Origin of the sequence: Mycolicibacterium aubagnense, from assembly GCF_010730955.1 — a bacterium.
Classification (GTDB): Bacteria; Actinomycetota; Actinomycetes; order Mycobacteriales; family Mycobacteriaceae; genus Mycobacterium; species Mycobacterium aubagnense.
The window spans coordinates 5,255,372-5,277,609 of sequence record NZ_AP022577.1 but is presented as its reverse complement, the minus strand read 5'-3'; the positions used below and the strand labels follow the sequence as shown (position 1 = coordinate 5,277,609).

The following is a 22,238-nucleotide window of genomic DNA, read 5'->3' as shown; positions in this document are numbered from 1 at the left end:
CCTCTGTCGTTGGTTGATCGTCACGGTCAGTTCCCGCCGGCTTCTGCCGGCAACGCGGGCGCCGCGGGGGCTTCAGCCGGCAGCGGCGGGGCCTCTACGGGCGCCGGCGCCGATTGCGGTTGTGCGTCAGCGGGATTCGGCGGCGCGGGCGGCACACCCGGCCACAGCGGCACCCCGCCGGGTCCGTACAGCGCTGCGCCATACGGCGGCGCCCCGGGGTACGGGATCGGGCCAGGCGCCGGGCCGGGCAGGCACTGCCGGATGCTGGGCGCTTGTGGCACCGCGCGCGTGCTCTGGAACCACTGTCCCCAGCAGGGGCTGCCGATGCCCGGGTTCGGCCGAATATCCAGCCCGGTCCCCCATCCGGTGTTCGTGATCAGTTGCCGCACAGGGAAATTCTTGGCGACATCCGGCAGCGAACCACAGCCTGGCTGGCCGCCCGGCCCGCCCTTTGCCGCGACGATCGGCAGGTTGTCGGGGAACACGTACGGGTTCTTTCCCGGCAGCAGCGTCGCGTCGAGGATCAGCGAGCGGCCGTCGGCCCCGCCGAACACACCCCAGGCGCCGGTGTCGAGGAACTTCTTGGTGCCTTCCAACCAGCACGTGTATCCGGGGCTGTACTTCAGCAACAGACTCGTCGTGGGTTCCAGCCCGTTGATCGCGTCGACGAGGTTGTCCCCGTTCGGCCCCAGCAGATCGGTTCCCGCCTCGGAGAATCCGATGACGTTCATCAGCAGACTGTCGAGCGCCTTCGCCTTGCCCGTGACGGTGCTGCTCGTGGTGCTGGCGGCGTTGAGAATCTTCACGATGTTGTCGGCGGCCGCACCATAGGTGTCGCTGAAGGCCTTGAACGACCGCCAGTCGTCACGAATCGTGTCCGAGCGCGAGTTCAGCGCCGTCAGCACCTGATTGAGATCCGTTGTGGCCTGGCCCATGCGCTCGCCCTGGCCGCGGACCCCTTCGGCGACGGCACTGAGCACCGAGTTCAGCTTGGCGGGATCCACCATGTCCAGCAGGTTGACGATGTTCTCGAAGACCGTATCGATCTCGGTCGTGGTGTGTGCCGAATGCAGCACCGTACCGGCGGCCACGCGGGCGCTACTGGGCGTCTGCGGATACACCAGGTCGACGAACTTGGCGCCGAACGCCGTCGTGACACTGACCTGCGCACCGATATTGGCGGGGATGTACTTGACCTGGTCCGGATCGAGCTTGAGTTGCAGGGTCGCTCCGGAGTTGTTCACGTCGATCCGGCTGACTCGGCCCACCAGCACGCCGCGCATCTTCACCTTGGCATTGGTCTCCAGCACCAGGCCCGCGCGGTCGGCCATAACCGTCACGGGTACATAGGATTTGGCCGCACCGGTGAAGATGACCGTGGTCACCACCATGAACAGCACGACGGCAGTTATCAGGATCAGTGCCCACCATGAGTTCGAGATCTTCCGATCGCCCTTGCGCGCTTCCACCGACTAACCCGCCATGTTGAAGTTGCCGGACTGGCCATAGATGGCCAGTGAGATGAACACGATCTCGACGGCCGCGATCACCATGGACAAGCGCACCGCACGGCCCACTGCCTCGCCGACCCCGGCCGGACCGCCGGCTGCGGCGAATCCGAAGTAGGTGTGCACCAACATGATCACGATGGTGATAGCGACGCACTGGACGAACGACCAGATCAGGTCATTCGGATTGAGGAACGTGTTGAAGTAATGGTCATACACGCCGGCGCCCTGCCCGTAGACGGTGGTGGTGCCCATGCGTGCGGCCAAGAACGCCATCATCACGGCGACGCAGTACAGCGGGATCACCACCACCACGGCGGCCAGCACGCGCGTGGAGGCGAGGTAGGTGACGCTGCGAATGCCGATGACCTCGAGCGCATCGATCTCCTCGTTGATGCGCATGGCGCCGATCTGCGCGGTGGCACCGGCGCCGATGGTGGCCGACAGCGCCACCGCGGTGGTCGCCGGCACGATCATCCGGACATTGAGGAACGCCGAGGCGAAACCGGTGAGGGCCTCGAAGCCGACGGACGAGAACTGGTTGTAGCCCTGAATCGCCACCAGGGCACCGGTGGTCATCGTCAAGAAACCGACGATCGCGACGGTGCCGCCGACGACGACGAGCGCGCCGGTGCCCAAACCCGTTGCGGCGATGAGCCGAAGCAGTTCCGCGCGGTAGTTGACCACCGCATCGGGAATTGACCCGATGGTGTGTGAATAGAAGGCGCCCTGTTCGCCGACGCGGTTCCAGCGGGCGATCGAACTCTTGGTGAGTCTGTCGAACCGCGGGAACCTGCGGCTCGGAACGTCGACAGTCATCTCTTCCTCACGACACCGTGTACTGGATCGCGACAGCTGTCACGATGACGTTGATGGCGAACAGCACCATGAAGGTGAACACGACCGTCTCGTTGACCGCGTTGCCGACGCCCGCGGGACCGCCGCGCACGGAAGTGCCCTTGTAACAAGCAATCAGGCCGGCTGCCATGCCGAACAGCGTCGCCTTGATGAGCGCGACGATGATGTCCCCTGGTCCGGTCAGGAGGTTCAGGCCGCCGACGAACGCGCCTGGCGAGACGTGCTGAACCGTGGTGCAGAAGAGGAACGCGCCCGTCAGGCCGACGAGGATCACCGTGGCGGACAGGGCCAGGGCCACGGTGGTGGCGGCCAGCACGCGCGGCACCACCAGGGACCGGATGGGGTTGATACCCATCACGCGCAGCGCGTCGAGTTCTTCGCGGATGGTCCGGGCCCCGAGGTCGGCGCACATCGCCGTCGCGCCCGCGCCCGACACCACAAGAACCGTGACGATCGGGCCGATCTGATTCACCGTACCGATAGCGGCGCCGGTGCCGGAGAAGTCGGCCGCGCCGAATTCGGTCAGCAGAATGTTGAAGGTGAATGTCAGCAGCACCGCGAACGGCATCGTGAGCAGCAATGCGGGCAGCACCGACACACGCGCGACAAACCATGTCTGCGTGACGTATTCATGCCATGCGAACGGCGGCTGGAACATTTGCACGAAAGTGTCGAACGTCATGGCGAAGAATCCGCCCAATGAGGTGACCGGCTTAGCCGCGGTCCGCGCAATCGCTACCATTTGCCGCCCGCACTTTCCAGCCCTTGCGCCAAATCCGCTACATATGGTCGATATGCGATCGCTGCGGCCAACATGAGTGGAGACGCTATCAATGCTGGTCATCTACCGAACACCTCCGGATGGAGGGATCTATGTCTGTGACGTACCCCCCATCGGGGGGACAAATGTGTTCCAGCCGACACCTCGACGTGCGGAACCGGAATTCCGCAGGATCGCATGAACAATCGCACTCAGAAAATTGCTGGATCCGTGTTCTGATAAACCATTTCGAACACGACGTAATTCACCGCAGCGGCAATGAATTGGTGGCGTCGGAGAAAACTGCGGATACAGAAATGAGCGGACGACTACTGCGCCTGCTCGCCAAATCCGGAATGCGCATCCATGTAGAGCGTGATGGCCTCCAGCCGATTGGCGGCGCCGATCTTGCGCAGGATTCGCTTCACGTGCGTCTTGACCGTTTCCACCGAGACGACGAGCTCGTGGGCGATCTCCGCATTGGAGTCACCGCGCACCATCCTGGCGAACACGTCCCGCTCGCGGTTGGACAAGGCCACCGTGAACGCATCGACCGCCGCATCCGTCGCGAAGGCGCCGTCGTCGTCGGCGTCCAGGCTCACGACCGTTCCGGCAATCCGATCGGCTTCCTCGGCCAGCCGGGCGGCGGCTCCGACGATCGATATCCGAAGCTGTTCCACCCGCCCGGAATTCAGCAGTCGCTCGTAGACGACCGAGTACACCGACAGCAGCAGCCCGAGCGTGTCGACGTCCCCGTCGGCGGTGGCGCCCCGGGCGCGCGACATGTGAACCAGCGCCACGACCTTGGCTTCCACGACGATGGGCGCGACCAGATACTCCGCGGCACCCAGAGCTTCGCAGAAGCCGTCGGTGGCCGGCACGTCGCCGCGGCCGGCGTGGACCATCCGCCGGAACCGGACACATTCCTGTTCGGCGGTACAGCCGCTGCGCGGCAAGGGTTTTCCCGTGCCACGCGTGTCGTGCGATGCCACGGGAATGAACTTGTCGGGTGCTATCGACGAGAGCACCGCGCTGCTGAACCCGATGGTGTGGCACAGCTCGGTGCATACCTGACGCTCGAGCGCTTGCACCGACGGTGCCGCTTTCAACCGCCGGATACTGTCGATCACCGACCTCGCCGTCGCACCGGAGTCGTCACCGCTGATCAGGCGCGCCTCGACCTGCGCTTGCAACGACGCCATCAACAGGCGCTGCGCGACGGCCGGCATGAGGGTGATTCCTTCGCCGTCATCACCGAAGAGGACCTCCTCGGTCGTTGTCGCCGAGTTCGCGATGGCCTGCTCGAGGTTGGTCGCCTTGTTGATCTTCGGCAGGTTGAGCACGCTGCGCAGGTGTCCGTCGATCTGGTTGAGTCTGGTCACCATCGCACGGCGCGTCATCGTGGTCGTCCGCTCCCCACGCCGGCGTCCATCGCCAGGTACGTCGCGAGGGCGGCCGCCCGGTTGGTGGTGTTGAACTTCTCGGCGATGCGTTTGAGGTGCGACTTCACGGTGCCCTCGGAGATCAGCAGGCACCGCGCGATGTCCCGGTTGGTGGCACCAGTCGCCACGTAGGACATGACCTCCCGCTCGCGCGCAGTGAGCTCAGGCGCCGCGGCGCCATCGCTCGCCGGCGCGCCCACAGCGTCCGGGACACCCGCACCTGACGACGTCGCACCGTCCAGCAGCGGTCGCGTCATGAGTTGATCCATTGTGGCACAGAGCTTGTCGACCTCGACGCGCTGCCGCGACACCTTCTCTTCGAGAACGGCCCGCTCGTAGAGCACTGCCAAACATTCCGCGAACGCTTCGAGCAGATCGAACTGAGCCATGACGGTGGTGTCGGGGGCATCCGGGAAGTCGACATGCAGCATCCCGATCACGTTGCCGCCCACGGTGATCGGCGCCGCGAGGTAATCGCGACGTGCCGACGCGGTCGGGCGGGACACGACGACTCCGTGTCGGCCATGGATCAGGGCGGCTTCGGCCTGGGAATCCTCGAACCGGACGGGCACACCGATCGGGAAGCCCTGGAAGGAACCCGATGTCGCGGCACGGCCATGCAGATGCCGCGGCAGCCAGTCGTGCTCGCGGACCGTCGAGACCATCACCCGAGTGAATCCGAAGTCCCGGCACAACAACGCCATCGCGCTCCTGATGGTCTCCCGCGACGACGTGCCACGCAGGGAATCGACGGCGTGACGGAGGGCGTTCACCCGCGTGACGCCCCGACCAACCTCGCTACCATTCAGCTCCCGCCGGAGCCGTTGTACCCCAGCCAACAGATCCTCGGTCGCGCCGCCGGCGGCGCGCTGCCGTTCGAGGCGCCGCCGCAGGCAATCCAACTGTCGGTCCAGCTGGTGGTGCACCCCCGAACCACGATGATTGCGGCCTGACGGGTGCACATGATGATCAGCGTCTGCGGCAACCTCGGCGCGCCCGGCGGTGACCGTGACCATTCACTCCCCTGCCTCGACGTCGAATCATGACCGATGTCAACATGTTCCATGGCATGCATGGCCAACGGGTCGGCGGCGCCGGCAGCTCTGCCCAGCTGCGATCCATGCGCGTTCAACAACCGTTCGGAATGTTGCTACGCAGATTCTGCGCGGGCGACAGCTCGCGAACTATGTCCGCAACCGACGAAAAAAAGCGAACTGCCCGCCCGGCTCTGTCCTGACCCGACAAACCTGTGCGTCAGCAAACCGCGTTCCGCTACCTGCTTTCGGCCACGGCCGGGCTTGGGCGACCGCCTACAGATAGGCGGTCTGATTCACCAACCGCACCGCGGAACCACCGTCGCCGAAGAATTCGGCGATGCTCAGCGACGCCAGGTCCAGGTGCAGCCGGTACAGAATCCCCGGGCCGGCATCGAGCGCCTGCCGCAGGATTGTCTTGATCGGAGTGACATGCGAGACCACGAGTACCGTCGTCGCGCCGTGCTCGGCGATGATTCGGTTGCGGGCCCGCCGAATCCGGTGGGTCACCGCGTCGAAGCTCTCACCTCCAGGCGGAGCCACGCTGGTGTCCCCCAGCCAGCGGCCGTGCAACTCTGGATCCCGTTTCGCCGCCTCGCCGAATGTCAGGCCTTCCCAGGCACCGAAGTCGGTCTCGATCAGGTCCTCGTCCACGGTGACGTCAAGGCCGAGCACATCCGCGGCCGCCTTCGCGGTGTCCAGCGCCCGCTGCAGCGGTGAGCTGATCACCGCTGAGACTCCTTCGATACCAGCGATATACGCGGCGGCCGATGCGGCCTGCTCACGACCCACGTCGGTCAGCGGAGGGTTTCCCCGGCCCGAGTACCGGCGATGCACCGACAGTTCGGTCTGCCCGTGCCGGAGCAGCAGGAACCGCGTCGGCGCGCCAACGGCACCGGTCCAGCCCGGTGGCGACGGTTGTGCCGCAGCGGCTTTCGGTTCGGGACCCGATGTCGCCGGCGGCCCCGCGGCCGCATCCATGGCCTCGTTGGCCAGCCGGTCGGCATGTGAATTCTGCGCTCGCGGAATCCACGTGTAGCTCACCCGCCCGAACCGCCGGGCCAACGCCACCGCCTCCCGGTTCAACACGATCAGGTCCGGATGCTTGACCCGCCAGCGGCCGGACATCTGCTCGACCACCAGCTTCGAATCCATGGACACCGCAACGTCATCGGCCCCCAACTCCGCCGCGGCTTCCAGACCCGCGATCAGGCCGCGGTACTCGGCGATGTTGTTGGTCGCCACTCCGATGGAGGCGCTGCTCTCGGCCAGCACCTCGGACCGGTCGGCCGAAAACACCACAGCGCCATAGCCGGCGGGCCCCGGATTGCCGCGCGATCCGCCGTCGGCTTCGACCAGAACTTTCACAGACCCGCGCTCACAGATCTCCGGTCCCGGCGCGGAAGTCCTTGACCCGCACCAGAATCACCCCACACTCGGGACAACGCAGCACGTCGTCGGGAGCGGCCGCGGAAATCCGGGACAGCTCACCGCGATCCAGGTCGATGCGGCAGGCTCCGCACCGGCTGCCCTGCAGCAACCCGGCGCCGGCGCCGCCCTGCTTGCGCTGCTTCTCGTACATCTCGGCGAGCTCCGGGGCCACCGAGCCCAACAGCGCCACGCGGCGGTCGGCCGCCACCTTGCGGGACTCGTCGATGGACACGAGTGCGTTGTCGCGCTCCACCTGCGCCGAGGTCAGATCACCCTGCAGCGCGTCGATCAGCGCGAGCTCCTCGGCCTGCTCGGCCTGAAGTTCTTCGCGGCGCTCCATGATCTCCAGCTGCTGCTCCTCGAGCGCGGCCTGCCGGCGCTGCAGTGTCTCCAGCTCGTGTTGCAGCTCGGCCACCTGCTTGGCACCGACCGAACCGCTGTCCATCAGCTTCTGGTCACGGGTCTCGCGCTGGCGAACCGCGTCGATCTCGGACTCGAACTTGGCCACCTGCGCGTCCAGATCTTCGACGGCGATGCTCAGCGCCGCCAGCCGGTCGTTGGCTTCGCGGTGCTCGGCCTGCACGGCGTCGAAGCGCTGCTGCTCGACCAGATGCGTCGACCGGTGCGCCAAACGGGTCAGCGCGGCGTCCACTTCGGCCACCTCGAGCAACAAACGTTGTTGCGACACTTCAGCTTTCATGTTCACGTCTCTCAGCAGGTTATCTCGACGTTCCAGGGGTCGGTGCGGATCTGGCTGACCCGCACCGGCAACGCATCACCGAATTGTGCACGCAAGGCCCCGGCGGCCTGCTCGCACCACGGAAATTCACTGGCCCAATGCGCCACGTCGACCAGCGCCACGTCCGATGCGCGGCGGTGCTCGTCGGCCGGATGGTGGCGCAGATCGGACGTCACGTAGACGTCGACGCCGGCGCGGGTCACCGTGTCCAGCAGCGAGTCACCCGCGCCCCCACAGACCGCAACCCGCGACACCATCGCGTCCGGATCACCCGAGGCCCGCACCCCCCACGATGTGGTTGGCAAGCCACGCGCAACGCGAGAAGCGAAGGCCGACAGCGGTTCCGGCGCCGGCAACGAGCAGATGCGGCCGATCCCGACATCCGATGGCAGTGGCGCCAAGGTGAGGACGTCGAACGCCGGCTCCTCGTACGGGTGGGCCGCGCGCATCGCCGTCAGCACCGCACGCCGCAGCCGGGACGGCGCGATCACCTCGACCCGGTCTTCGGCCACCTGCTCGATGGCACCGACGATGCCGATGGCCGGCGTCGCGCCCTCGTTCGGCAGGAACTGGCCGACACCCATGGTGGCCCAGCTGCAGTGCGAGTAGTCGCCGATCTGCCCGCCACCGGCGGCGAACATCGCGTCCCGGACTGCGTCGGCGTTCGCATGGGGCACGAAGAGAACCCATTTGTCCAGGTCAGCACGCGCCTCGGCAGGGTCGAGCACCTCCTCGACCTGCAGGCCCAGCGCCTCGGCCAGGGCGTCCGACACTCCCGGTGCTGCCGCGTCGGCATTCGTGTGTGCGCTGAACAGCGCTGCGCCGCGGCGGATCAGCGAGTGGATCAGCGCGCCCTTGCCGGTGTCGGCAGCCACGGTGTCGACCCCGCGCAGCAGCAGCGGATGGTGTGCCAGCAGCAGCCCGCCGTCGGGCACCGAGGCCGCCACGGCCGCGGTCGCGTCGACCGCGACGGTCACCGATTCCACGTCCTCCAACGGGTCACCGCACACCAGCCCCACCGAGTCCCAACTGTGCGCGAGCGCCGGCGGGTACGCGCGGTCCAGCGCCGCGATGACGTCACGCAACGGCACACTCACCAGAGCACCTCCTGTAGCGCCTCGACCAGGACCGGCCACTCCGGGCGGACCGCCGCGCGCAGGTGGCCGTCGGGCAGCCCGAAGAACGTGTCGCAGCGGCGCACCGCAATTCCCTTCTCCGCCAGGTGCTTCCGGGCGAGCTCAGCATCCGGCACCGAGAACAGGACGAACGGCGCGACGCCCTCGACCACGGGAAACCCGGCCGCCGACAAACCCGCCGCCATCTCGGCGCGCAGCGCGGCCAGCCGCTGTGCCCCAGCCTCGGCTTCCGCCACCGCGGCCGGCTCGCTGCAGGCCTTCAGCGCCTCGAGCTGCAGGGTGCCCAGCGGCCAGTGCGGGCGTTGTGCGGTCAGGCGGGTCAGAACATCGGGCGCGCCCAGCGCGTAGCCGACCCGCAGCCCGGCCAGCGACCAGGTCTTGGTCAGGCTCCGCAGCACCACGACGTCGGACAGCGCCTGGCCGGCCAGTGACTCCGGTTCTCCGGGGACCGCGTCGGCGAAAGCCTCGTCGACAACCAGGATGCGCCCAGGCGCCCGCAGCGCCAGGATCTCGTCTCGGCGGTGCAGGACGCCGGTCGGATTGGTGGGATTGCCCACAATCACGAGGTCGGCGTCGGACGGCACCGTGGCACCGGCGAGCCGATACGGCGCCTCCAGCACCACCTGTGTGACCGGTACGCCCGCGGCGTCGAACACAGCCTCGGGTTCGGTGAACGACGGCGCGATGAGCGCCGCCAGGCGTGGCTGCAGCAGCGGCAGCAGCGCGAACCCCTCGGCGCCACCTGCGAGCAGCGCCACTTCGCCCAGGTCACGGCCATGTCGAGCCGCCACGGCCGCGCGGGCCGCGTCCACATCTGAAGAGGTCGGGTAGCTACCCAGATCCGCCAGCCGGACGGCGAGCCGGGCGGCCAGCCACGAGGCCGGGCCGGCGCCACGGACGTTCACCGCGAAGTCGAGCATGCCGGGGGTCACAGCCTGATCGCCGTGATAGCGCGCCCCGGGTTCCACAGGTAGACCCTAATGCGCGGCGCAGGCGCCCAGACACATCAGGGACAATGACACCGTGACCCCGCAGTTGGTGCTATTCGACCTCGACGGGACGCTGACCGACTCCGCCGCGGGCATCGTCGCCAGCTTCCGCCACGCGCTCGACTCGATCGGCGCCGCCCAGATGTGTGGCGCACTGCCCGACGACGACTTGGCCAGAAAGATCGTCGGCCCGCCGATGCATGTGACGCTGGGCTCGCTGGGCCTGGGCGAGAAGGCCGACGACGCCATCGCCGCCTACCGTGCCGACTACACCACCCGCGGCTGGTCCATGAACCGCATGTTCGACGGCATCGAAGACCTGCTGGCCGACCTGCGGGCCGCCGGGGTACGTCTGGCCGTCGCGACGTCGAAGGCCGAGCCGACGGCACAGCGCATCGTCGAGCACTTCGGTATCGACGAACACTTCGAGGTCGTCGCCGGCGCCAGCATCGACGGCGTCCGCTCGGCCAAGGCCGACGTCGTCGCGCACGCGCTGGCCCAGCTGGCCCCGGTGCCCGAACGGGTCCTGATGGTCGGTGACCGGTCGCATGACGTCCACGGCGCGGCGCATCACGGCATCGACACCGTCGTCGTCGACTGGGGTTACGGCGCGGCCGACTTCACTGAGGACTCGACAGTCCGGCGCGTCGCCACCGTCGATGAGCTACGGGAGGTGCTGGGTGTCTAGGAGCGCAGGAGCGGAGCGACCCGGGATTCAGACCCAGTCCGTGCACGTGACGTTCATCTGTTCGGGCAACATCTGCCGGTCCCCGATGGCCGAGAAGATGTTCGCCCACCAGATCAGCGAGCGCGGGCTGGCCCACCTGGTCCGGGTGACCAGCGCCGGCACCGGCGGCTGGCATGCGGGTGACCCTGCCGACAGCCGGGCCGAGCGGGTGCTGCGCGCGCACGGCTACCCCACCGCGCACGCCGCCGCGGCCATCGATGCCGACCATTTGGCCGCCGACATGGTCGTCGCCATGGGGCGCAACCACACCCGCATCCTGGGTGATCTGGGCGCCGACCCGGACCGGGTCCGCATGATGCGCTCGTTCGACCCACGTTCGGGCGCCCACGCGCTCGACGTCGAGGACCCGTACTACGGCAGCATCGACGACTTCGAGGAGACCTTCGTGGTGATCGAGGCCTCGCTGCCGGGTCTGCACGACTGGGTCGACAAGCAGCTGGCGGAACGAGGCGACTGATGCGCCGCTTCGCGTTTCTCTTCCGGCCGCAGTGGCTGGCGCTGTTCGTCGTGGTGATCGCGTTCGCCTATCTGTGTTTCACCGTGCTCGCGCCGTGGCAGCTGGGTAAGAACACCCGTACCTCCCGGGAGAACAACCAGATCGCGTCGTCACTGAACACCGAACCCGTGCCCCTGACTTCGGTTCTGCCGCACCAGGATTCGTCGGCACCGGACGCGCAGTGGCGACGGCTGACGGCCACGGGCCACTACCGCCCGGAGGGCGAGGTGCTGGTCCGACTGCGGACCGACGACGGTGACCCGTCCTACGAGGTGCTGACGCCGTTCGCGGTCGACGGCGGCCCCACGGTGCTCGTCAACCGCGGGTACATCAAGGCCGGCGAAGGGGTGCCACCTTTCGCGGCGCCGCCGCCGGGCACCGTCACGATCATCGGGCGGCTGCGGGACTCCGAACCGCTCATGGCGGGTAAGGAGCCGTTCACGCAGAACGGCATCCGGCAGGTGTACTCGATCAACCTGACCCAGATCTCACAGGTGACCGGGGTCCCGCTGACCGGCGATTACCTGCAGCTGGTGGACGGCCAGCCGGGCGGTCTCGGCGTGATCGCGCTTCCCCATCTGGATGCGGGTCCGTTCCTGTCGTACGGCATCCAATGGATTGCGTTCGGGATCGTGGCGCCCATCGGCCTGGGCTACTTCGTGGTGGCCGAGATCCGGCAGCGCAGGCTGGAGAAGGCCCAATCCGGTTCCGGCCCAGAAACATCCGGCGGTCCTGATCCCGACGAGCCCGCCACACCGCGCACGGCCGAGGAGAAACTCGCCGACCGCTACGGCCGGCGGCGCTAGCTTTCCCGGACCCGGGGCGCGGTAGACCAGACCACAAACTGCGAAAGCAGCGCACCAGGGATTTCCTGAGCGTAAATTCCGAAGTTATCGGCTGGACAATCGCTGGGCGCATTCGTGAGCTCGGCGGTACCGGTCGCGGCGTCCGCGAGATCGCGAAGTCGGCGGCACCGGCCATCTTTGCCCGATCGGGCGGAGACGGCTTGAACAGCCAGTCGCACGTAGGACCTGTCGCGCCACGGCGCGCGGTTCCGCTGGTGCACGACATCTCGACGACGCTCTTTGGGAGGCGATCACCATGGGTCTCCAAATTGATGTGTCCGGGCTGAGTATGTCCTTTGGTTCCGCAACCGTGGGAAGACGTCACGCTGACCATTCCCGCCGGTGAGGTCAGTGTGCTGCTGGGCCCGTCCGGTACCGGTAAGTCGGTGTTCTTGAAGTCGTTGATCGGTTTGCTGCGCCCGGAGCGCGGCTCGATCGTGATCGACGGCACCAACGTCCTCGAGTGTTCGGATCGGGAGCTCTACGAGATCCGCCGGCTGTTCGGGGTGATGTTCCAGGACGGCGCGCTGTTCGGCTCGATGACCATCTACGACAACACGGCCTTCCCGCTGCGCGAGCACACTAAGAAGTCCGAGTCCGAGATCCGCAAGATCGTCATGGAAAAGCTCGCGATCGTGGGTATGCCCGACGACGGGAACAAGTTCCCGGGTGAGATTTCCGGTGGTATGCGCAAGCGTGCCGGCCTGGCTCGCGCCCTGGTGTTGGACCCGCAGATCATCCAGGTCGACGAGCCGGACTCGGGTCTGGACCCGGTGCGTACCGCCTATCTGTCGCAGTTGTTGATCGACATCAACGCCCAGATCGACGCCACGGTCCTGATCGTGACGCACAACATCAATGTGGTGCGTACGGTGCCGGACAACATCGGCATGTTCTACCGCAAGCACCTGGTCATGTTCGGGCCCCGCGAGGTGCTGCTGACCAGTGAGGAGCCGGCGGTCAAACAGTTCCTCTGCGGTCGTCGTATCGGCCCGATCGGGATGTCCGAGGAGAAGGACAGCGCGACCGCGGTCGCGGAGCAGGCGGAGGTCGATGCGGGTCATCCCGATGGTGGTGTCGAGGAGATCGAGGGGGTGCCGCCGCAGATCGAGGTGACCCCGGGGATGCCGGTGCGTCGGGCGGTGGCGCGTCGTCAGGCTCGGGTGCGTTCGATCCTGCACACCCTGCCCCCGGCCGCCCAGGCCGTCATCCGGAGGGAGCTGGACAAGGCTGCTATGTCTCCGGGTGCCGACGCGCCGGGTGACCGCGTAGATCCCTTGGGCCTGATGTAGTCATCCGATTCGCGCACGGAAAACGCAAGCAACATTGAGGCCTACCGCAACGGCCGCCGCCAGCGCCTGAACCCGGCGAGTCAGCCGCACCGCGCTTTTCAGATCCGCCGCGGCCGGCGCCGGCCCATCGCCCAGCGTCGGCCGCATCTCCAGTCGGTGCGCGTACTGCGTGGGCCCCCCGAGCTGCACGCCGAGGGCGCCGGCGAATGACGCTTCCGCCACACCGGCATTGGGGCTCGGGTGCTTGTGTGCGTCACTGCGCCAGGCGCGCCAGGCCGCGCCGGGTTGACGGGACGCCACCATCACACACAGCCCCGTCACGCGGGCCGGCACATAGTTCAGGACGTCGTCGAATCGAGCTGCCGCCCAACCGAACCGGCGATAGCGCGGGTTGAGGTGCCCGATCATCGCGTCCAGGGTGTTGGCGCCGCGGTACACCAACAGTCCGGGTACCCCAGCGACGGCGCCCCACAGGATCGGAGCGACCTGCGCGTCAGAGGTGTTCTCCGCCACCGATTCCAGCGCGGCCCGCGCCAGTCCGTCCGCGTCGAGTGCCGACGGATCCCGGCCGCACAGCGACGGCAGCAGTTCACGGGCCGCCGCCACATCGCCGCGCTCCAGCCGCGCCGCCATGTCCGCGCCGGTACGCGCTAACGACGTCCCACCCAGCACCGTGTAGGTCGCCGCGGCGGTGACCAATGTCTTCGCGACCGGACCCCGGGCGGCGCGCTCCAGACCGAAGCCCAGTGCCCCCAGCCCCACCAGTAGTGCCGCGGTATGACCGGCTCCGGCCGGCCGGTTGTCGCTGTAGGTACGCCGTTCCAGGGCGGCGGCCGCCGATCCGAACAGCGCTACCGGATGGCCGCGGCGCGGATCGGCCCAGCACACGTCGGCCAGGTAGCCGAGCGCCAAGCCGACCGCCCGCGGGTCGCTTCTGTCAAACACGCCGGGCAGCGTCTCACAGGGTGTTTACTCTCCGATCATGCGGCTCGGTCCACCTCGGCATCCCAGGCGGGTTGTCGACCTCATCAACCCCGCGGCGGCACTGGCGCCGGCGGCCAACGTGATCATGCAGTTGGCCCTGCCCGGGGTGGGCTACGGCGTGCTGGAAAGCCCCGTCGACAGCGGAAACGTCTACAAGCACCCGTTCAAACGCGCCCGCACCACAGGCACCTATCTCGCAGCCGCGGTGTACGGCACCGACGACGACCGGGCGCTGATCCGACACGAGGTGGACCGGGTGCACGCCCGGGTGCGGTCGACGGCGTCCAGCCCGGTCCGGTACCACGCGTTCGACCCGAAGCTGCAGCTGTGGGTGGCCTCGTGCCTCTACCGCTACTACGTCGACCAGCACGAGTTCCTCTACGGACCGCTCAGCCCCGACGCTGCCGATGCCATCTATCAGGACGCCCGCACTCTGGGCACCACGCTGCAGGTGCACGAGGGCATGTGGCCGGCCGACCGCGTCACCTTCGACGAGTACTGGAAACGTACGCTCGACGAGCTGCAGATCGACGAACGCGTCCGCGAACACCTGCACGGTGTGGCGTCACTGGCGTTCCTGCCCACCCCGCTGCGGCAGCTGGCTGGTTCCTTCAACCTGTTCGCGACGACGGGCTTCCTGCCCGCGGAGTTCCGCGCCCACATGAAGCTGGCGTGGACACCCATGCATCAGCGCTGGTTCGACCGGCTGATCACGGCGCTGCGGCTGGCCGACCGGGTGATCCCGCGCGACGTGTGGCTGTTCGGCTACCAGCTGTACCTGTGGGACATGCGCGCCCGCGCGCGGCGCGGAAAACCGGTGGTATGACGCAACATTCACGATCAGGAGGCATCTCATGGCGTTCAGCTCTGAACCATGTCGCGGTCACCGTCAGCGACATGGCGGTCAGCGGTCCCTGGTACCGCGCTCTGATCGGCGCCGACCCGGTGCTCGACGAGCACACCGACGCGGGCTACCGACATCTGGTGTGGGCGCTCGACGGCGGCACGCTGTTCGGCATCCACCACCACGACCGTGCCATCGAGCCCGGCCGGTTCAGCGAGTTCCGGGCCGGGCTCGACCACGTCGGCTTCGGCTGCGCCTCGCGGGCCGACCTGGTCAACTGGGCCACCCGGCTCGAGGAACTCGGCATCACGCACGGCGGCGTGGTCGACGCCCCCTACGGCTCCGGCCTGAGCTTCCGCGACCCCGACGGCATCGCCCTGGAGTTCTTCGCGCCGCCGGAGTGAGTCAGTGGTGCTGGTGGTCGCCGCCCCCGCCACCACCGCCGCCACACGCTCCGTTGACCGCCGGCCGCACCATCGCGAACGTGGCCTGCAGTACGCCGTTGCCGTCCTTGGTACCGCGCGCGCCCAGACACATCCCGGCCGCGATCACCTTCGCGTCTGCGTCGGCGCTCTTGGTGTAGTGGGTATCCGGTGTCACCGTCACCGTGGTTTGGCTGTTGTCGGCCGCAGTGACCACGATCGTGTTGCCGTTGACCGACGCGACCGTGCCGTTGATGCCGTGTTCGTGTTTGTCGCTCTTCTGATCACCCTTCTGACCGCATTGCGCGTTGCGCGGTTGGCCGACGAGGACACCGGCGGCCGTGACGGCGGAACCGGTGTCGTTGCCGCTCTTGATCGGACGGACGGCGATGCACTCGCCGGCCGTGACGTCGGTCAGCTGGCCGGGGCCTACTTGAGTGATACGCGTCGACGACATGATGTTGACGGTGCCCGGCCCGTCCTTGCCGGTCACCGATACGGTGCCGCCCGACACCGAGTTGACCAGGCCCGACACTCGGTCCTTACCGCCAGGTGCCGGGCTGGCGGATGACGGCGACGAACTGCCGGCGGTCGAGGAGGTGGCCGACGGGGTACTCGATGATCCGCAGGCCGCCAGGGAAAGCGCGGCGAAACCGGTGACGGTGGCAACGGCGTAGCGCCGGGCACGGGATGTAGTGGGCATGAGTCCACAGTGGCTGCCGGGGCAATGAATCAGCTCAGAGATTGATGTGAAGATGCTAGGCGCGGCGCCACGCGCTCCATGCCGATCGAACCGGCCAGTTCGGCGAATTCCGGACCGGCCTCGATCCCGTCCGCACCGCGCTAGAGTTTTTCGCACCGCCGAAGTGAGGTCGCACCGCCGAGAGGTTTACCGATGTCCGTTCGCGCGCTGAACGTGACGGCTGCCGTCACCGCCCTCGTCGTCACCGGGTGCAGCAGCACGGGAGGCACCCCCGTCGCCCCGGCCTTCGAAACCACGACGCTCGCAGACGGGGTGTTCGCCAACGTCGAGTACGCCGATCCCGGCCACCCGGACTACACCCCCACGACGCCGCTGTACGCCAGCGTCGTCGACTTTCCGCAGGCGGCCGGCGAGAACGCTCCGGCCGGTGGGCATGCGCACCCGTCCGGCTTCGTGTACGTGATATCGGGGACGACGCAGGTGAACCTGGACGACGGGACCCACCTGTCGGTGCAGCCCGGCGAAGCGCTCTTCGCCCCGCCGTTCGTCCATCACAGCCATTCCAACCCTGGCAACACGCCGAACAACTGGCTGTTCCTCGGTGTGCGCCCGGCCGCAACCCGCGACAAACCCCTGCCCAGCCCGACGGCCCGGACGGTGCTCAACTCCGCCGATCTCCCACCCCTCACCGAGGGCGGCCACTACGAGATGCGCCTGGACAAGTTCACCCTGCACGGCGCAGGTCAGTCGCCTGAGGTAAAGCAGACCGGCCCGACGCTGATCTACGTCCTCGACGGATCCGACGTGCTCCACCAATCGGGTGGGACCGATACAGCCATCACTGCCGGGGGGGCGGGCTACCTGCCGGGCGGGGCCGTGTATCAGCTGCGCAACGCAGCGACGACGGAGACCTCGCACGCCTTGGTGATGACGATGTGGCCGCAAGGCAGCCCCGCCAATACCCCGGTCAACTAGAACAGACCGTGTCCACCGATGGCGCCCGGCGTGAATATCGCTGTGCGGCAACGATTTTTCCTGATTCAACCAAAGCGACCCCGAACGGCGACAGCAGGCTTAAGGTCGGTTGCGTAGTCATGTGAGCGAGGACGCGGGGGTGCGTTCGATCCGCAGCATGTGTTGATGCCTAGTCGGCCCTCGCGTGAGTTTGTTGCGTCTGCACAACACGAGGAGCTGCCATGAGCACAGCGGCCGAGCGCGCAGCCCAACTGGGCTTGGTGTCCCGACTGAAATCGTCCTATCCGGAACTCCCGGACGCCCCCTACCCCGACATGCTGGATTCCGCCCGCATCGCGGCTATCTGAAGCCGGTCCACGACGTGGGCGGCGAGCCCGATGCACCCATGGAGTACGTCAACAAGCAATACGAGCTGTGGGAACACCTGACGTACGTGATCTGCGAGGTGCTGGCCTGGCGCGGAATCTGGCTGTCTGAGGAGCGTCGTCGCATCGGCAATGTCGACGTCGGCCGCGCGGAGTACCTGGGCCCCTATTACGGCCGGTGGTTGCTGTCGGTCGCCCGGGTGCTGATCGAGAAACACCACATCAGCCTCGGCGAGCTCATGGAGCGCATGGCCGAGGTCAAGGGCCGGTACGAGGGCGGGCTCGAGGGGAAGACGCTGGACGCCCAACCCAAGTCGGTTGGTGACGGTTCGAACGTCAAACGCAACAAGCACCACATCGACGCCGTCGGCATCGGCGATCCGCAGATCTACGCCGGCAAGGCCGGGGCGCCGAAGTTCACGGTCGGCGACAAGGTGACGGTGCGAGAGCTACCGGTGATCTTCTACACCCGCACGCCCGAATACGCACGCGGCGCGACGGGCACGATCGCCGTCCTGGCCTACGAGAGTCCCGCACCCGAGGATGAGACCTGGGACATTCCTGATGCGCCCCCCGAGTGGTTCTACGTCGTCGAGTTCAACCAGTCGGAGTTGTGGCACGACTACACCGGGACGACGACAGACACCTTGCGTACCGAAATCCCCGAACGCTGGCTGGAAGCCGCCACCTAACTCAATCCACTGTTGCCAGAAAGGATTTGCATGTCGGATCACCACGATCATGACCACGACCACGACCGCACGGTGAAGCCCATGGTCGACGAGATCACCGACTTCGAGGTGCTCGAGATCGCGCTGCGCGAATTGTGTATCGAGAAGGGCATTTTCACCGCCGAGGAGCATCGGCGCTTCACCGAATTCGCCGAACAGATCGGGCCGACACCCGCCGCCCGGCTGGTCGCGCGCGCCTGGCTGGATCCCGAGTTCAAGGAACTCGCCATCAACGATTCACTGGCCGCCAGCAAGGCCGTCGGTGTCGACTGGCTGGAGCCCACCGGCTTCGGCACGCCAAGCGATTTCGTCGCGTTCCAGATCCTCGCCGATACGCCGACGGTGCATCACGTCATCGTCTGCGCGTTGTGCTCGTGCTACCCCCGGCCGATTCTCGGAAATTCGCCGGAGTGGTATCGCACGCCCAACTACCGGCGGGTTGCGTCCATCAAGGTGGTGTACGAGTCGGACCTGATCAGCGGTACCGGCGTGTCGTAGCCGAGTGATTGAAGGTCATCGCGTGATTCTTCGAGAGACCGTCCAAAGTCACTCGAGCAAAGGAATCGACGCGATGACCACTGCCCACAATATCGATCTGCCCACTGTGCTGGCCGAACGACTCACCACTGCCCATCCCGACGTGCTGCGCGAGCTGCTGGCCACGTTCATCCACACCTGATGGGCGCCGAAGCCGACGCCCTATGCGGTGCCGGCTACGGCGAACGCTCGGCTGAGCGCACCAATTCCCGCAACGGCTACCGACACCGTCAATTCGACACCCGTGCAGGGACTTTGGATCTTGCGATCCCGAAGCTGCGGCAAGGATCCTACTTCCCGGACTGGCTGCTGGAGCGCCGTAAACGCGCCGAGCGGGCCCTGACCACGGTGGTGGCGACGTGTTACCTGCTTGGTGTCTCGACGCGGCGGATGGACAAGCTGGTCGAGACCCTGGGCATCACGTCGTTGTCGAAGTCGCAGGTGTCGGTGATGGCCAGGAACTCGACGCCGCCGTGGAGGCGTTCCGGACCCGGCCGCTCGATGCCGGCCCGTATACGTTCGTCGCTGCGGACGCTCTGGTGCTCAAGGTGCGTGAAGCCGGCCGGGTGGTCAACGTGCACGCCCTGATCGCCGTCGGGGTCAACGCCGAGGGCTACCGCGAGATCCTGGGAATCGATGTCACGACCGCTGAGGACGGGGCGGGCTGGTTGACGTTCTGGCGGTCGTTGACCGCCCGCGGCCTGTCCGGGGTCAAACTGGTCACCAGCGACGCCCACGCCGGGCTGGTCGCCGCCATCGGGGCCACCCTGCCCGGAGCGGCGTGGCAGCGCTGCAGAACCCACTACACGACCAACCTGATGTCCGTCACTCCCAAGAGTTCGTGGCCCTGGGTGCGCACCCTGCTGCACTCGGTGTTCGACCAACCTGACGCTGAATCCGTTGCTGCTCAATATGATCGGATCATCGACGCATTGTCCGACAAGCTGCCCAATGTCGCCGATCACCTCGAAGCGGCGCGGCCGGATCTGCTGGCGTTCACCGCGTTCCCCAAGCAGATCTGGCGCCAGATCTGGAGCAACAATCCCCAGGAACGACTCAACAAGGAGATCCGCCGGCGCACCGACGTCGTGGGCATCTTCCCCGACCGCGCGGCCCTGATCCGTCTCGTCGGAGCAGTGCTGGCCGAACAACACGACGAATGGGCCGAGTCGCGGCGCTACCTCGGCCTCGACGTTCTGAGCAAATCACGCACCGTCAACGACACCCCAACCGAACAGGAGGCTACCCCCGCGGCACTGCCCGCCTGACCCAACTACCTCGAAGAATCACACGACGACGTCATACACCACGTCCCTGGACTTGACCCGACTGCCTGATCGGTGTGGCGCTCCCCAAGCCGGGCGTGACAACCAACGTGATCGTGAATACCCGCCCGGCCAGGCACCCGGGGACGGCCGGATGAGCGAGATCGCGCCGCTGCGGGACATCGTGACCCGTGACCAGGTCTGGTCCCGCATAGCCGCCAAATGGGGCGTGGAAAACCCGGTTCCCCCATGGAAAACCAGCCTCGACGGCCTATGCGACGCACTCGACCATTCGGCGTGTGACACGGAAGTGCTCGGCTTCAAAGAACGCCGCGACGACGAAGACGCCCTCTCGGCAACCCTGTACGCCGGCCTGCCCTACCCGGAGAGCCAACTCGTCTCACTCGCGCACTCGCTCGTCAGCCGTGGGGTCATCAGCGAAGCCGAACTTCAGGAACGACTCGCGAATGTCCGAGCCAGGCTGGAGGCCTGACGCGCTGATCAGGACAGCTTGACGCGAATGTTCTTGGTTGCCGGAACTCGCGGAAGCCTTCGATTCCCCTGACCGGCCAAATCATAGAAACTTGACAACCGAAATTGCGCAACTTACGTTGCGTATATGGTTCAGGACTTGAATGCCGACGAGCTCGGCGCGGCGTTGTTCAGCGGGATCGCGCTGATCACACGTCGAGTCAGGCATTTGCAGGCGCCGGGTGAGCTCACCGTGCCCGAACGCGCGGCACTCGCGACTGGACCGCGGCGGCCCGGCCTCGGCAGCGGAGTTGGCGCGGGTCGAGCAGATCAGTCCGCAGGCGATGAGGGTCACGCTAGGTGACCTTGAGTCGCGGGGACTGGTGCAGCGTCAACCTGATCCCAATGACGGCCGGCGAGTAGTCATGTCGTTAACCGCATCCGGTGTCGAATTGGTGCGGCACAAGCGCGATGCGCGGGCACGGCTGTTCGCCAAAATTCTGGCCGAGGAGTTCACCGACACGGAGTTGCGCGTGCTTGCGCGAGCAGCGCCGCTGATCGAACGCCTGGGGGACCGGATCTGACACGTGCCCCATGGGCCGCAGCCGAGTACCGACAACGAAGACAGGGACAAGAGTAGTCATGGAAACAGGGATACATTTCGTCGACTTCCTGCCCGGCGCACCGGAGAAGCTGGGCCCAACACTGGCGGCCGTGGCCAGGACCGCCGAACAGGCCGGCGCGACGATGTTCACTCTCGCCGATCACTTCTTTCAGATGGAGGCCGTCGACGCTCCGGCGGAGAATCCCTTCCTGGAGGGATACACATCGCTGGGCTTCCTGGCCGCACAGACCGAGACGATCGACCTCAGCTTGTTGGTGACCGGCGTGACCTACCGGTATCCAGGAATTCTCGCCAAGATCGTTGCCACATTGGATGTGCTCTCGCAGGACGTTCCATGTTCGGCATTGGCGCGGCGTGGTACGAGCGCGAACATCTGGGGCTCGGTGTGCCTATCCCCGCTGGCGCGACGATTCGAAATGCTCGAAGAAACCCTCCAGATCTGCGCACAAATGTGGAGCGCCGACGACGGACCCTACCGAGGTCGGCATTACCAGCTCGCGGAGACGATTTGCCAACCCCAACCGATCCGGCGTCCGCCCATCGTCATCGGCGGGGACGGTGAGAAGAAGACGTTGCGTCTCGTTGCCCAGTACGCCGATGTGTGGAATAGCGTCACTGAGGACGCCGAGGTGTTGAAGCACAAGATCGACGTCCTTCGTCGGCATTGCGACGCCACTGGGCGTGATCCGCGTGAGATTCGCATGACCTTGGGCCTCGGCCACCACACCGAACCCTTCACCGATCCCGCTGCGTTCATGCGCGACATGGAAAGCTATGCCGCACTTGGCATCGACATGGTCAACATCGGCATCTTCACTGGAATCCCGGATCCCGTTGGCTACATGGCCCGCATCGGCGAGGAGGTCATCCCCCGATTGACGTCACTGGGCTAGCGACGTCTCCACATCGGCGCGAGCCGACCGCCAGCCGCGAACTCGTTGACAATCATTCGAATGTGGCGGCCGGGAACCTGCCGCCCAAGCTGGCATGTCGAACCTCAGTGTCGGGATAGGCCATACCTGTTGAGGCTCTGCCATT

Annotated in this window: 20 protein-coding genes and 6 pseudogenes; 15 read left to right on the top strand and 11 right to left on the bottom strand. The window is 66.7% G+C overall.

Annotation, left to right across the window (positions count from 1 at the left end; genetic code table 11):
• Positions 1-26: 26 nt before the first annotated feature.
• From G6N59_RS25240 to G6N59_RS25220, 5 genes are all read right to left on the bottom strand, one after another.
• Positions 27-1,469 (bottom strand): MCE family protein, encoded by a 1,443-nt coding sequence (locus G6N59_RS25240; protein ID WP_138229635.1) that lies wholly within the window; start codon positions 1,467-1,469, stop codon positions 27-29.
• Positions 1,470-1,472: 3 nt separating this feature from the next.
• Positions 1,473-2,327: an ABC transporter permease gene (locus G6N59_RS25235; protein WP_138229634.1), complete on the bottom strand. Its 855-nt coding sequence runs from the start codon at positions 2,325-2,327 to the stop codon at positions 1,473-1,475.
• Between the two features lie 7 nt (positions 2,328-2,334).
• Entirely contained in the window at positions 2,335-3,108 is a 774-nt protein-coding gene (locus tag G6N59_RS25230) for an MlaE family ABC transporter permease (protein WP_138229633.1), read from the bottom strand.
• Positions 3,109-3,455: 347 nt separating this feature from the next.
• Positions 3,456-4,526 carry a response regulator transcription factor gene (locus G6N59_RS25225; protein WP_138229632.1) on the bottom strand — a complete coding sequence of 357 codons (1,071 nt, stop codon included), beginning with the start codon at positions 4,524-4,526 and terminating at the stop codon, positions 3,456-3,458.
• Entirely contained in the window at positions 4,523-5,341 is an 819-nt protein-coding gene (locus G6N59_RS25220; RefSeq protein WP_163911732.1) for a LuxR C-terminal-related transcriptional regulator, read from the bottom strand. Before G6N59_RS25220 ends, G6N59_RS25225 begins: the two co-directional genes overlap by 4 nt.
• Here G6N59_RS25220 and G6N59_RS25215 point away from each other — a divergent pair.
• Positions 5,324-5,521 carry a hypothetical protein gene (locus G6N59_RS25215; RefSeq protein WP_163911728.1) on the top strand — a complete coding sequence of 66 codons (198 nt, stop codon included), beginning with the start codon at positions 5,324-5,326 and terminating at the stop codon, positions 5,519-5,521. The two genes, G6N59_RS25220 and G6N59_RS25215, sit on opposite strands and share 18 nt — an antisense overlap.
• Before the next feature lie 357 nt (positions 5,522-5,878).
• Here G6N59_RS25215 and G6N59_RS25210 read toward each other — a convergent pair whose 3' ends face one another.
• Genes G6N59_RS25210 through cobC form a run of 4 tightly spaced genes read right to left on the bottom strand, consistent with a single transcriptional unit; the run spans position 5,879 to position 9,876 of the window.
• Positions 5,879-6,970 carry a bifunctional RNase H/acid phosphatase gene (locus G6N59_RS25210; protein WP_138229630.1) on the bottom strand — a complete coding sequence of 364 codons (1,092 nt, stop codon included), beginning with the start codon at positions 6,968-6,970 and terminating at the stop codon, positions 5,879-5,881.
• Between the two features lie 10 nt (positions 6,971-6,980).
• Positions 6,981-7,733, bottom strand: a complete 753-nt coding sequence (locus tag G6N59_RS25205; protein ID WP_138229696.1) for a zinc ribbon domain-containing protein — start codon at positions 7,731-7,733, stop codon at positions 6,981-6,983.
• 11 nt (positions 7,734-7,744) lie between these two features.
• On the bottom strand, positions 7,745-8,869 hold the full coding sequence (locus G6N59_RS25200) for a Nif3-like dinuclear metal center hexameric protein (RefSeq protein ID WP_138229629.1): 1,125 nt from the start codon (positions 8,867-8,869) through the stop codon (positions 7,745-7,747).
• The gene (gene cobC, locus G6N59_RS25195; RefSeq protein ID WP_138229628.1) at positions 8,866-9,876 is read right to left on the bottom strand and encodes an Rv2231c family histidinol phosphate aminotransferase CobC; all 1,011 of its coding nucleotides are present in this window, start codon (positions 9,874-9,876) and stop codon (positions 8,866-8,868) included. The genes G6N59_RS25200 and cobC overlap by 4 nt, the downstream gene beginning before the upstream one ends.
• Positions 9,877-9,931: 55 nt before the next feature.
• Here cobC and G6N59_RS25190 point away from each other — a divergent pair, with 55 nt between their 5' ends.
• From G6N59_RS25190 to G6N59_RS25175, 4 genes and pseudogenes are all read left to right on the top strand, one after another.
• Positions 9,932-10,585, top strand: coding sequence for an HAD-IA family hydrolase (locus G6N59_RS25190; protein WP_138229627.1), 654 nt, complete (start codon positions 9,932-9,934; stop codon positions 10,583-10,585).
• Entirely contained in the window at positions 10,578-11,102 is a 525-nt protein-coding gene (locus G6N59_RS25185; protein ID WP_275938276.1) for a low molecular weight protein-tyrosine-phosphatase, read from the top strand. Before G6N59_RS25190 ends, G6N59_RS25185 begins: the two co-directional genes overlap by 8 nt.
• A complete protein-coding gene (locus G6N59_RS25180) occupies positions 11,102-11,947 on the top strand; it encodes an SURF1 family cytochrome oxidase biogenesis protein (RefSeq protein WP_138229625.1) in 846 nt (281 codons plus the stop codon). The genes G6N59_RS25185 and G6N59_RS25180 overlap by 1 nt, the downstream gene beginning before the upstream one ends.
• A 295-nt stretch (positions 11,948-12,242) precedes the next feature.
• Positions 12,243-13,278: pseudogene (locus G6N59_RS25175) on the top strand (ABC transporter ATP-binding protein).
• Here G6N59_RS25175 and G6N59_RS25170 read toward each other — a convergent pair.
• A complete protein-coding gene (locus G6N59_RS25170) occupies positions 13,279-14,223 on the bottom strand; it encodes a cobalamin biosynthesis protein (RefSeq protein ID WP_138229623.1) in 945 nt (314 codons plus the stop codon).
• Positions 14,224-14,260: 37 nt separating this feature from the next.
• Between G6N59_RS25170 and G6N59_RS25165 the strand changes: the two genes are divergently transcribed.
• Together G6N59_RS25165 and G6N59_RS25160 are read left to right on the top strand one after the other, a co-directional pair.
• Positions 14,261-15,088 carry an oxygenase MpaB family protein gene (locus tag G6N59_RS25165; RefSeq protein WP_138229622.1) on the top strand — a complete coding sequence of 276 codons (828 nt, stop codon included), beginning with the start codon at positions 14,261-14,263 and terminating at the stop codon, positions 15,086-15,088.
• A complete protein-coding gene (locus G6N59_RS25160) occupies positions 15,085-15,510 on the top strand; it encodes a VOC family protein (protein ID WP_163911725.1) in 426 nt (141 codons plus the stop codon). Before G6N59_RS25165 ends, G6N59_RS25160 begins: the two co-directional genes overlap by 4 nt.
• 1 nt (position 15,511) lies before the next feature.
• Here G6N59_RS25160 and G6N59_RS25155 read toward each other — a convergent pair whose 3' ends face one another.
• Positions 15,512-16,231: a DUF5666 domain-containing protein gene (locus G6N59_RS25155; RefSeq protein ID WP_138229620.1), complete on the bottom strand. Its 720-nt coding sequence runs from the start codon at positions 16,229-16,231 to the stop codon at positions 15,512-15,514.
• Positions 16,232-16,423: 192 nt separating this feature from the next.
• Here G6N59_RS25155 and G6N59_RS25150 point away from each other — a divergent pair, with 192 nt between their 5' ends.
• From G6N59_RS25150 to G6N59_RS25115, 8 genes and pseudogenes are all read left to right on the top strand, one after another.
• A complete protein-coding gene (locus G6N59_RS25150) occupies positions 16,424-17,206 on the top strand; it encodes a cupin domain-containing protein (RefSeq protein ID WP_138229619.1) in 783 nt (260 codons plus the stop codon).
• Between the two features lie 221 nt (positions 17,207-17,427).
• Positions 17,428-18,263 (top strand): annotated as a pseudogene (locus G6N59_RS25145) (SH3-like domain-containing protein).
• 30 nt (positions 18,264-18,293) lie between these two features.
• Positions 18,294-18,740 (top strand): annotated as a pseudogene (locus G6N59_RS25140) (nitrile hydratase subunit alpha); the annotation flags it as partial.
• A gap of 133 nt (positions 18,741-18,873) precedes the next feature.
• A pseudogene (locus G6N59_RS25135) lies at positions 18,874-20,107 on the top strand (IS256 family transposase).
• Positions 20,108-20,166: 59 nt separating this feature from the next.
• Positions 20,167-20,262 (top strand): annotated as a pseudogene (locus tag G6N59_RS31265) (thiocyanate hydrolase subunit gamma); the annotation flags it as partial.
• A complete protein-coding gene (locus tag G6N59_RS25125) occupies positions 20,259-20,597 on the top strand; it encodes a nitrile hydratase subunit beta (protein WP_138229616.1) in 339 nt (112 codons plus the stop codon). The pseudogene G6N59_RS31265 and the gene G6N59_RS25125, both read left to right, overlap by 4 nt.
• Positions 20,598-20,723: 126 nt before the next feature.
• Positions 20,724-21,159, top strand: a pseudogene (locus G6N59_RS25120) (MarR family winged helix-turn-helix transcriptional regulator).
• 58 nt (positions 21,160-21,217) lie between these two features.
• Positions 21,218-22,093, top strand: coding sequence for a TIGR03560 family F420-dependent LLM class oxidoreductase (locus tag G6N59_RS25115; protein ID WP_163911722.1), 876 nt, complete (start codon positions 21,218-21,220; stop codon positions 22,091-22,093).
• The last annotated feature ends 145 nt before the right edge of the window (positions 22,094-22,238 follow it).